This window comes from Almyronema sp., assembly GCF_052168255.1.
Taxonomy (GTDB): Bacteria; Cyanobacteriota; Cyanobacteriia; order Phormidesmidales; family Phormidesmidaceae; genus Sphaerothrix; species Sphaerothrix epifaneia.
Genome location: NZ_JBQLZL010000027.1, coordinates 19,955 through 29,068 on the forward strand (window position 1 = coordinate 19,955; position 9,114 = coordinate 29,068).

Here is a 9,114-nt window from a genome sequence, read left to right on the forward strand (position 1 = left end):
GTTCTCCAAATGACAATTTGTGTCTATCTTAAAGCGTTCGCTTTCTTCGCTGAAATGATATGTTGACAGGGAAAAACTTGGGCGAAACAGCAATGAAGGGAAGCGCCGAGATTATCTGTGTAGGAACCGAACTGCTATTGGGCGATATTCTTAACAGCAATGCCCAGTATCTAGCCCAACAGCTCGCTCAGCTTGGCATTCCTCACTATTATCAGACGGTTGTAGGCGACAATGTCGCTCGTATTCAGCAAGCAGTGGCGATCGCCTGTGAGCGATCGCAGTTTCTGATCTTTACGGGTGGTTTAGGCCCCACCCCTGACGACTTAACCACCGCAACCCTGGCCAGCTTTTTTGGAACCCCTCTAATTGAGCGCCCTGAGATTTTGCAAGACATTCAGCAAAAGTTTGCCCAGCGTGGTCGAACCATGAGCGACAACAATCGCAAGCAAGCCCTACTGCCTGAAGGAGCTGAGGTGCTGCCCAATCCGGTTGGCAGCGCTCCGGGCATGATTTGGCAACCGCGCCCCGATTTGCTGATCATGACTTTTCCGGGGGTTCCTAGCGAAATGCGGGCAATGTGGCAGACCACCTCAGTCGCCTATCTCAAACAGCAGGGTTGGGTAGGCTCAACCATTTACAGCCGCACCCTGCGTTTTTGGGGTATCAGCGAATCCGCCCTGGCTGAAAAAGTTGCACCTTTTTTTGACCAAGAAAATCCCACCGTTGCGCCTTACGCTAGCCGTGGCGAGGTGAGGCTACGAATTTCAGCTAAAACGGCTTCAGAGGTAGCCGCTCAACAGTTGATTCAGCCTGTTGAAGCGGCCATTCGAGAAATTGCTGGCGCTGATTGCTTTGGAGCCGATGAAGACACCTTAGCGGCTGTTGTAGGAAAAGGTTTGCGATCGCGATCGCAAACCCTGTCTGTAGCCGAATCTTGTACAGGGGGCGGGCTGGGTCAAGCACTCACAGCAGTTGCGGGTAGTTCTGAATATTTTCGCGGCGGCTTGATCGCCTATGACAACGCTGTCAAAAAAGTTTGGCTCAACGTCGAAGCTAAGGCGCTTGAAACAGATGGAGCCGTTAGCGATATTGTCGCCCAACAAATGGCAGCAGGCATAAAAACCCAATTGCAAACCGATTGGGGTATTGGAATTACTGGCATTGCTGGCCCTGATGGCGGCAGTGCTGATAAGCCAGTAGGACTAGTTTACATTGGCCTCAGCGACCCGGAAGGTCACACCCAAAGCTATGCCTATCACTTCGGCAGCGATCGCGGTCGAGAATGGGTACGTCACGTCAGTGTTTGTACGGCGTTAGACTTGTTGAGACGACGTTTTTTGTAGCCTCCGGAACCTAGCTGATGAAATCCATCCGCTGATATGCTTGATCATTTGCGGCAATTCGTTATCATGGATACACATATGCCCTCTGCGACAGATCGCTGTATAGCGTCTGACTTTTGAGTAGCTGGGAACTCGAAGGATATAGAAAGCTGAAAACAGATAGGGATAAGGAGCTTTCCAACGGATGGACTACATTGAAAAGGCTCTCGAAAAGCTGAAAGAGTGGGTAGACAAGCTAGTAGATGCTTTGTTTGGGCCACAGCCACAGCCAGAACAAGAGCCGATTCCAGTTCCTGTAGACGATCGTCCGCGTCGTGGATACTAGGTGTGCGGCTGCTTTTGAGGCTGTCCCTTGTTAAGTATCTTAATTGTTCACGGGCCTAACTTGAACCTGTTAGGGCGTCGAGAGCCGGGTGTTTACGGTCAGCAAACGCTTGCAGATATTAATGACCGCTTGACTCAGGCGGCAAATCAGCTAGAGGCTGAACTGACGTTTTTTCAGTCCAATTCTGAAGGCGCTTTGATAGATGCGATTCAGGCAGCGCTCGATCGCCACCACGGGCTTGTTATCAACCCAGGAGCCTACACGCACACAAGCGTTGCCATTCGTGACGCGATCGCGGCGGTAGCCATACCTACCGTAGAAGTCCATCTCAGCAACATTCATCGGCGCGAGTCTTTTCGCCACCACTCTTATATTGCGCCCGTTGCCATCGGCCAGATTTGTGGCTTTGGCTCAGAAAGCTATTTGTTGGGCTTGCAAGCTTTAGTCAGCTACTTGCAAACGCAAGCGGCTACGACCTGAGCGCCCGCCCAATACCGACTGCGGCTAAAGACAGAAGACAGGCGGCAGAAGAAGCTTTTGCCTCAGATTAACGCTTCCATCTACAGCACAGGCAAATTAGCCGCCCGGTTCTAGGCTTTGTTTTAGCCACCTACACCCAAAAACCAGACGACCCTACCAGCGAGGAGCCTCTGCCAGCAAGCTTTGAGCCTGCTGAGGCGGCAACGGCTTTGAGAAGAAATAGCCCTGGCCATACTTACAGCGAAAAGTTTTAACTAAATCAAACTGCTTAGCCGTTTCAATGCCTTCGGCGACTACATCTACCCCAAGACGGTGAGCTAGCGTAGTAATGGTCTGGGTGATGGCTAACCCTGAGTTTTCGTCGTTAGCATCCATAACGCCAATAAAAGAGCGATCGACTTTTAAGGCATTGATGGGAAAACGGTGTAAATAGCTCAAAGAAGAGTAGCCCGTACCAAAGTCGTCAATACAAATTTGCAGACCCAAATCTCTCAAAACAGACAGCGTATCTTTAGAGAGCTGGGTATTTTCCATGATGACGCTCTCGGTAATTTCTAGTTTGAGACGCTCAGGCGTTAAGCTAGCTTGGTGCAACGCCCGTTCAATTTGTTTAGCCAGGTGCGGATTGCTAAATTGCTTGCCAGAAAGATTCACGCTCATGGTTAAATCCTTTGCCTGAGGCAGCCCTTGTTGCCATTGACAAAGCTGGCGACAGGCTTCAAACAGCATCCATTCGCCAATGGGTAAAATCAGTCCTGTTTCTTCGGCCAGATGGATAAAAGTCTGCGGCGCGACTAAGCCTTGTTGCGGATGCAACCAGCGAATTAGAGCTTCAAACCCGACAATAGTTCCCTCTTGCAAAGCCACGATGGGCTGATAGTAAAGCTGAAATTCTTGGCGTTCAATCGCTCGGCGCAGGTCATTATCGAGTTGCAGTAGCCCGACCATTTGTTCGTGCATGTTTTGGTTGAACTGCTCATAGCAGGCTCGTCCCTGAGCTTTGGCTTGATACATTGCCGTATCGGCATCTCTTAGTAACTGGTCGGGCTTGTCGTAATTGGAGGTACTGGCTGCAATCCCAACGCTGGCACTAACGAAGATTTCACGTCCACTGATTAAAACAGGGGTCGTCATCGACTGTAGAATACGCTCCGCTACGTCAGTCGCTTCTTGAATGGTGGTGAGATCTTCTAGCAACACGGTAAATTCGTCACCGCCTAAGCGAGCCACCGTATCGCCTGCTCGCAGGCAGGTCGTCAGCCGATTGGCGATCGCAATTAGTAGCTGATCACCAACGAAATGACCCAAACTGTCGTTGACAACCTTGAAGCGATCGAGATCAATAAACAAAACCGCAAACAAATAGCTTTTACGACGTTTGGAAAGTTTGATGACATGATCAACCCGCTCTAGGAAAGACTGACGATTGAGCAATCCCGTCAAATGGTCGTGCAGCGCTTCATGGCGTAATTGTTGCTCAAACGTCTTGCGCTTGGTAATGTTGCGTACAATTGCCAGCACTTTCTGAGCGCTGTTCCAAACAAGCCGCACTTCACAGTAGAGGGATTGCTCTGTTTCAGCCGTCCATTCACAGTCAAAGGTATAAGTTTCTTGAGAGGTGAGGGTTTGTCGAATACCTGTGAGCAGTTGTTGGGCGATCGCCGCTGGCAGCACCTCAACAATGTTTCGCCCTACGTGAGCCTCAGAGAGGATCGCTAGTTGCGGGTCTTTAGCAGGCTTAACCCGCAAAATATTGCCTTGGGGGTCTAAATCTACAATCAGATCAGGAATAGCGGTTAAGAGAGCCTGTTCTTTGGCTTGGCTATGGCAAAGCTTCAGATTTGTCTGATAGCGCTCTGTCACATCAAAAGTGTAGCTGCGAATTAAATGCGTCTCTGCCATCAGACAGGCAAATTGTTCAAAAACGCGATCGCCGACTCTAATTTCTCTAAATAGGGTGCTGCTTTGAGTTTTTTGAAAGATTGACTCTAAGTTTTCTAAAATGGGATGCTTTAGCTTTTGCTCTAATAAGTTTGGAAACTTATGTCTGGCAGCTAGATTGCAATAAGAAATATTGCCAGTAGACGAAAGCTCAATAACAGGTGTAGGAATTAACTCTAGAAAAGAAGCAATTTGATATAACTCTGTTTTAGATAATTTGTCTAATCGGCTATTGACCGAATTCGAAGATGCCAAGTCTTTCTCAGTAGAAAGGGATAGTTCAACCTGCCCTAGCGGAGAAGCACTCAGCAAGTGAAAATCATAAATGTTTTGAAATTGATAATAACGGATACACGTTTTTTGAGATAGCTGAATAACGTCGCCATGTTCTAAAGTTTTGGAAAAGCAAGGTTGACCGTTCACCGTTAGCCCGTTGGTGCTGCGTTTTCCCTGCAGATCGCCATCTACAATCCGAAATATGTAAGTGTTGTCTTGGTTCTGCTTAACCCGATACAAATGAGCGTGGTACCGAGAAATACTTTTCGCACTAAAAACAATAGAATTTTTTGAACTCCGGCCAATGGAGTAAACACATTTTTCTAGATAGACAACTCGCTGATCTTGTTGCTCTTCAAGAATTAAAAAATGGAGGGACTGCTTATCTTCTTGCATTGCACGCCTGAAAATGTGTTGAATGAGTCTATCTCCTTTTATTTAGACTCTTGTTAGCTATAGTACCGCCGCCAATGGTGGAACTATAGGGCCTCCATGTCCCTGTAAAAATCTTATTTTCAGCTTGATACTGCCAAAGACCAAACCGTATTCTCGCGGAGGAGAAGAAAAATAATTAGCAGCAATGTCATACAACAATATACAAATTGCTCAAACGCGTCTTTTAATTGCGCATTAGTGCGTAATTTAATTGCGCATTAGTGCGTAATTTAGCTGGTGAGTCGCTATCGTTTCCCCTGCGGAATCTAACGATTAGGGTTTCTAAACGGTAGCCACATGGCTTGGCTGAACACACTATTTGGGTCACTGGCGATCGCTTTAGCTGTTTTAATCAGTCCGTGTAGTGGCCCCTCACTCAGACGGGGCTTCTAAAGGACCGCGAGTAACCCCTAATTGACTAGACAACTTTAGCGTTTGCCAGAGCCGGGTACCGCTGATTTGACCTTGAAGCAATTGCTGATAGGAGGTAATGATTTGTTTCACCTGAGTCGGTGTTTCCTGTAAAAATTCCAGACGAAAATGCCGCAGTCCCAAATTCAGCAAACGATGAACATATTCTGAACCCGTTTGTGCCACCCCGTTGTACACCGTGTTACGACAGCCAGCATCGGCTTGCAGAATGTGTTCTGTACCGACTCGATCTCTCACTTTGACCTGATGGGCTTCACAAGGACGACCACAATCGCGGAAATCTTGTCCTGTTGAAAGAAAGGCACAAAACACACAATGCTCCATATGAAACAGGGGCATGTGCTGATGAATAGTCACTTCCAGCCAATAGGGCGGCGTCTGGCTAAGTAAATCACTGAGCTGCTGAATATTTAAATCGTAGGAAGCTGTCAGCCGTTCTAAACCTAGTTGTTTGAAATAGTCAGCGGTAAGGGGGTTAGCGACGTTGAGGGAAAAGTCGCCAATACAGCGCTCTCCAGCAAAGTAGCTAAGCTGATCGTAGTTACGCACTAAGTAGCCGTCAGCTTTGGCTCGTTTGACCTGCTCTAAAATGTAAACTTCGCTGGGTTTGGTGATGCGGGGCGGGGCTAGCCAGAGGCTTAAGGGCAAGGCGGTCGTGTCAGTTTGAGCGGCTGAACGCTGTTGATTGACCCACTCAATCGCCTGCTGATATTTGCGCGGATCTTCAAATTCACAGTAAAGAGTGGTAACCCCTGTACTCAAAGCCGCCTGCAACTGCGGTAAGTTACGCACCAGCACAATTAGCTGCGGCGAGGAGGCTACCTCAGGGGCGGAGAGGGGGGGCAGCAGCGTTTGATAAGTCGTCGCCGATTGCAAGTGCCATTTGAGCGGTTGTTGACGCAGTTGTACAAGCTGAGCTACCAAGTCGCGCCGGAGCTGATTAAGTTCGCTGACAGGCAGCATTAGCGCTCCTATCAGGTGATTGGTTAACTGCGCTAAATAAAAGGGGGTATTGCCCAAACGGCCTAACTGTTGTTCTAGGGTTTGGGTGGTCAGCGGTCGTTTGTGTGCCTCAACCAATAGCCGATCAGACTCAATCTGCACCACATGACCCTGGCGATCGCGGCCAACTAGCGTTAACGGCTGGTCAACCTGGCCGTAGACTTCAAGCAGTAGCGGTTGCTGAAAGTGAGGGCGATCGCCGCTATAGGTTTGGCGTACTTGTTTTTCCAGTTCAGGATCGCTGGTTTTCCAGAGCTTGTCGCCAACTCGAATTTGGCTCAAATCTAAGTCGCGACGACCAAAGGTGAGTCGTGTTCGAGATGCTTGGGTTGCGACGCTATAGACCCGTCCCCCTTGTTCGCTAGCTTCGGGATGCCCTCCATCAAAAACAACCCCATCACCGGGTTTGACTGCAGCCGTCAACTCCACCTCAACCCCGGTTTGGCTGACTCGCTTAACCTCACCTAAGTAAACACCGCGTTTTTTACCAAAGCGGCCATGCACCAGGGTTTGATTGCGGTTTCCTTCAAACCAGCCTGAATCTAGACCGCGCGAAAAAGACATTTCTAGCGCATAGCGATCGCTGGGCAACACCGTATAGCGATCAGCCGCCGACTGTAAAACCCGATCGAGTGCCTGACGGTAAACCCGCGTAACGTTCGCCACGTACTCGGGTGTTTTCAAACGCCCTTCAATTTTGAGACAGGTAACCCCTGTTTGAACCAGTTCGGGCAAAACAGCTAAGCCTGAGAGGTCTTGAGGACTGAGTAAATAACGGCGATCGCCTAAATCAACCGTCTCTCCATCTGCAACCAGTTCATAGGGCATGCGGCAGGCTTGGGCACATTCACCCCGATTAGCCGATCGGCCACCTAAAGCTTCACTGGTTAAACACTGCCCTGAATAGGCCACGCATAAGGCTCCATGAACAAAAACTTCAAGCGGCACCTCTAGAGCCTGTGTTTTTAGCTGCTGCTGAATTTTGTGAATTTGTTTGAGCGAACATTCTCGCGCCAAAACCACAAGCTGACAGCCCAACGCCTGGGCAAAGGCTACCCCAGCAGCACTGGTAACGGTCATTTGCGTAGACGCATGCATCGGAAAATCGACAGACAAATGCCGAATCAGTCGGCAAAGCCCCACATCCTGCACAATGACGGCATCGACCCCAGCCGCAATCATCGTACGCAAATACTGTTCGGCAGCAGCAAATTCATGCGTAAAAACCAGCGTATTGAGGGTGACATATCCCTTAACACCGCGCTTATGCAGATAAGCCATCAACCGGGGTAAATCTGCTTGGGTAAAATTTTCAGCCCGCATGCGGGCGTTAAACTGCTCTAAGCCAAAATAAATGGCATCAGCCCCATTTTCAATCGCGGCTTTAGCACAGTCCCAATTACCTGCCGGAGCCAATAACTCAGGCCGCTGGTAGTAATGCTTTGAAGGGGCAGCAGATGACTGCGGCGTTGTCGTCATGGCAAAAGCAGCTTAATCGGCATAATATAGACCCAACCGTCTTTATGGTAGATCAGGCCGGATGGTGTAGAAAAACAGGCCGACGAATTCTACCTTCTGATATTGACCGATCTAAGCTTGATCTTGTTAAGGTCAATGTAGTCAGCGCGTAATCAAGATGGCCCAACCGACTTCTGGCCAATGGAACGTTGTTCAGTTTCTAGAAACGCTTAACTTTTTTGGTGAAGTGCCATTTCTCGGCAGTATTCGATGGTTACAGCAAATGTTTGACCGCTCCGCCGTGATGTCGGCTCCTAGCCTGCCTGAAGCAGCTAAATCAGGCAATATCCTGGTCGCGGGTGCCAGCACCGACTTAGGCAAATTTTTTATAGAAGTCTTACGCCAGCGACGCTATCCCTTCCAGATTTGGCCAGCGGATGCGGCTCAATCAGCCTCCTTACACGCCAGCTTGGCTAAGCTTGAGCCTGAATGCTGCAATAACATCAGCGCTATTTTTGTTTGTGATAACATCCCTGCAGCCGAACTCATCCAGCCTTTACAGCCGCTCTGCTGCCTTGATCCGTTTCCTCAGGTGACCCATCGCCTGTTTGACTTTAATCAGCCTGCGGCAGAAATACAGCGCCTCTGGGGTGCCCTAGATGATGTGGTGATGGGGGGCGTTAGTACCGGGGGGCTGTATCTAGGGCAGGGAGTGGCTACCTTTGCTGGTAACGTTTCAACGGCTAATTCGGGTGGATTTAGCTCTGTGCGCACAAAAGATTTTGAACCGCCGTTTGACTTAAGTAGCTGGCAGGGAATACGGCTTTTGGTTAAAGGAGACGGGCAGCGCTACAAGTTTATTTTGCGCGATCGCCAGGGTTGGGATAGTCTGGCCTACTGCCAGTCTTTTGACACCGAAGCTCAATCAGAAAGCATTATCTATATCCCCTTTGCAGCGCTGCGGCCAACTTTTAGAGCCAAAACCGTAAATGACGCGGCTGCGTTCAACCCTGGCAGCGTCTACTCGTTTCAGGTAATGCTTAGCAAGTTTGAATATGACCAAGCCCTAAACCCTCACTTTAAGGCGGGGGCTTTTGAGCTACAAATCAAAAATATTGACGTTTACGTCCACCCAGCTCAGCTCAATTTGTTTTATCTCGGTGCTCAACTATCTGATGTTGACTCCGATTTGGCGGATGGGTTACCAGCCTGTATAAGCTATCAGCCAATTGACCTGAGCCAAACTAGCGTTGAAGCAGCAGTGGATCACGGTTTGGCGCGGCTTGAAGCGAGTTTTGCCCAAGCAGGCTACTAAACTATGGCCTTGCTGAGTTCAAAAGCCCCAGCTTCTTTACCAGCGGTGGGGTATATTGCCTGAGTCCACTGGGTAAAAAGCTGGGGCTGTCAAGATAGCTGTAAGGG

General features: G+C 49.2%; 6 protein-coding genes. 4 read left to right on the forward strand and 2 right to left on the reverse strand.

What is annotated here, in order from left to right; genetic code table 11:
- The first annotated feature begins 92 nt into the window (after window positions 1-92).
- The 3 genes from ACTS3T_RS04585 to aroQ all read left to right on the forward strand — a co-directional run bounded on the left by ACTS3T_RS04585 (window position 93) and on the right by aroQ (window position 2,148).
- Window positions 93-1,343 carry a competence/damage-inducible protein A gene (locus ACTS3T_RS04585; RefSeq protein WP_462934815.1) on the forward strand — a complete coding sequence of 417 codons (1,251 nt, stop codon included), beginning with the start codon at window positions 93-95 and terminating at the stop codon, window positions 1,341-1,343.
- 184 nt (window positions 1,344-1,527) lie between these two features.
- A complete protein-coding gene (locus ACTS3T_RS04590) occupies window positions 1,528-1,668 on the forward strand; it encodes a hypothetical protein (protein WP_377963966.1) in 141 nt (46 codons plus the stop codon).
- Between the two features lie 27 nt (window positions 1,669-1,695).
- On the forward strand, window positions 1,696-2,148 hold the full coding sequence (gene aroQ / locus ACTS3T_RS04595) for a type II 3-dehydroquinate dehydratase (protein ID WP_377963968.1): 453 nt from the start codon (window positions 1,696-1,698) through the stop codon (window positions 2,146-2,148).
- A 153-nt stretch (window positions 2,149-2,301) separates the two neighbouring features.
- Here aroQ and ACTS3T_RS04600 read toward each other — a convergent pair whose 3' ends face one another.
- Together ACTS3T_RS04600 and ACTS3T_RS04605 are read right to left on the reverse strand one after the other, a co-directional pair.
- The gene (locus ACTS3T_RS04600) at window positions 2,302-4,761 is read right to left on the reverse strand and encodes an EAL domain-containing protein (protein WP_377963970.1); all 2,460 of its coding nucleotides are present in this window, start codon (window positions 4,759-4,761) and stop codon (window positions 2,302-2,304) included.
- 411 nt (window positions 4,762-5,172) lie between these two features.
- Complete coding sequence (locus ACTS3T_RS04605; protein ID WP_377963972.1) at window positions 5,173-7,713, reverse strand: U32 family peptidase; 2,541 nt, start codon at window positions 7,711-7,713, stop codon at window positions 5,173-5,175.
- Between the two features lie 157 nt (window positions 7,714-7,870).
- On the opposite strand from ACTS3T_RS04605, the gene ACTS3T_RS04610 reads away from it, so the two are divergent.
- The gene (locus ACTS3T_RS04610) at window positions 7,871-9,007 is read left to right on the forward strand and encodes a CIA30 family protein (RefSeq protein ID WP_377963973.1); all 1,137 of its coding nucleotides are present in this window, start codon (window positions 7,871-7,873) and stop codon (window positions 9,005-9,007) included.
- Window positions 9,008-9,114: the final 107 nt, after the last annotated feature.